Source organism: Moorena sp. SIO3I6 (assembly GCF_010672095.1).
Window position 1 is genome coordinate 1 of the sequence record NZ_JAAHHU010000735.1, and the last position, 2347, is coordinate 2347.

The following is a 2347-nucleotide window of genomic DNA, read 5'->3' on the forward strand; positions in this document are numbered from 1 at the left end:
GACTGATACGGGGATCATTTTCATTTTTGAATATATGACCTTTAGCTTGGTTTTCTACTAAGTGCTTGAGTTTGTCTGCACCCACGATCATTGAACGGAATTTCCAGATTCGGAAGGGTTTCCCATTCAGACCACAACGGATCTGACTATAAAATAATGGACCGGGATCGACTATCGACATAGCGATCGCAATCGGAATTGCGATGCTCACGGTAATTAATAATCCAACCAAAGCTCCAATAAGATCAATTAATCGCTTGATAGTATTGTTGGCAGACTGATGAACCTCTTGCTGAAATAAACAACTTGGTATTCTGTTATCCCAAATTGGTGAATCAATCGAGGTATAAGCAGAAGACTTGGAGATAATCACGGCTTTTTCTTAGTTATCTAAAGTTGATTAAACGACGGAATAATTGCTTTAAATCCCCAGGCTGATAGAACAGTTAAGCTCAAGAGAGCCAACTTGCTTAGGTAGTTTTTGGCAAAACTTTATGGAAGAGTCTCCTGCCATTTTCCAAAAGATTTGGTAGGCACCCACTAACCCTAAAGTCTTTGTTGTTCACTAAATAGTCTATTAACCAGACCGCTGAAAACTTTAAAAGTTCCCACTAAAGTTAATTTTTTTTTTTTATAAAAGTAACTTATATATAGGTAGATGACCTTGTCATTTTTATTGACCGCCTTATTAAGAATTTTTAATCGAAGCCTCTGCTCATAGTATTTTGATTTTTCAAAAAAAGAGTAGTATATTTTGTATCATTTCACTGAACTTTCACATTGTATCGACGAATTCGTGAAGGGATTGTGAATTGGGGTTGAATTAATTGACTTCTAGTCTGAATTTTGGTAATAATAGTTAACTATTATTAATCAACAAATGACTGGAAATGATTAGAGGTAAAAATAATGCAATTGATGTTAAGTTGCTAGGTAGACATCCCTAAAGACTACCTCTGATACTAAATCCAAGGTGAACTACCACGACCTACTTCGTAGAGGTCGTGGCTTCCAACTTCACGGAAGAATGCCTTAACTTGGACGGGCGTCCACGTTTTGGTCTTACTTCTTCTCCATTGGCGTTAACCTCCCCCGTCCCAGAGGAGGATAGCATTCTGATTCCTTCTGCTCTAATATTCTTTGCCGCATTACCATCTCTGTCGTGGTGAATTCCACAACTTGGACAAGTCCAAGTCCTAATATCCAGTGGCAACTCTTTGATTCGGTAATGACAATTAGAGCAGGTTTTGGAACTAGGAAACCATCGGTCTATTTCAACTAACACTTTTCCTTCTCTTTCGCACTTGTAAGAAAGAAAATTGACAAAGGTTCCCCAACCCAGATCAGAAATTGCTTTAGCTAATTTATGGTTACGAACCATGCCCTTGACATTCAGGCTTTCGACTACCACTACTTGATTATGATCTACTATTTTTCTAGACAGCTTATGTAGGTAGTCTTGGCGGACATTTCCAATTCGCTCGTATACCTTAGCTACAATTTTTCTGGCCTTTTTGCGCCCACTGCTTCCTTTTTTCTTTCGGGCAGCAATACGCTGTTTTTTGGCTAACTTTTTTTCGGACTTAGCCAGGTGCTTAGGATTACTGAATTTAGAGGTCTTTTCGCCGTCATAAGAAATAGCAAAATCTTTGATGCCTAAATCAATACCGATTACCTGTCCACTAGTGGAGGATTCCACACTAGCGCCTTCATACTCCATCAGGACAGAAGCATAGTACTTTCCAGAAGGAGTTTTGCTGACTGTTACAGTCTTGATCTCTCCGTCCAGTGGGCGATGAATTATCGCCTTTACGATTCCCAGTTTTCCAGGGAATTTAAGACAATCACCCACCTGTTTTACGTTTTGGGGATACTGGATTGATTGACGGTGATGGTACGATTTGAATCTAGGGTATTCAGCTCTACCTTCAAAGAAATTTTGGTAAGCACGACTAAGATTGAGACTCACAGATTGTAAGACCTGAGAGTAACAATCTTTTAGCCATTCAGTCTCTTTTTGTTTCTTAAGTTTCGGCAACATAGAGTTGAGTGCAGATTGCTTTAGCCCAAAGCCAGTTTCTTTGTAGGTTTCTATGCACTGATTCAGAGCATAGTTCCACCACCAACGAGCGCATCCAAAATTTTGAGCTAACACTTGAACTTGCTCTTTCGTGGGATAAATTCTAACTTTGACGGCTTTATGTTTCACTGCACTCAACTTCGTTATCGACCTTGCTTAATAGTATATATATTTTATAGTAAGATGTCAAGGGATAAGATGAATTTCCTGGCTCGCTATCCATCCCCACCCTGAAAGAGGGTGGGGAATTCCGCGAGTTTTGTTAAA

General features: G+C 39.3%; 2 protein-coding genes. Both read right to left on the reverse strand.

The genetic code is table 11. From position 1 onward, the window contains the following. Positions 1-373 (reverse strand): sugar transferase (locus tag F6K49_RS42030; protein WP_366514300.1); only part of this gene is annotated, 373 nt, incomplete at its 3' end. Between the two features lie 615 nt (positions 374-988). Next, positions 989-2209, reverse strand: coding sequence for an RNA-guided endonuclease TnpB family protein (locus F6K49_RS42035; RefSeq protein WP_293031219.1), 1221 nt, complete (start codon positions 2207-2209; stop codon positions 989-991). Between the last annotated feature and the right edge of the window lie 138 nt (positions 2210-2347).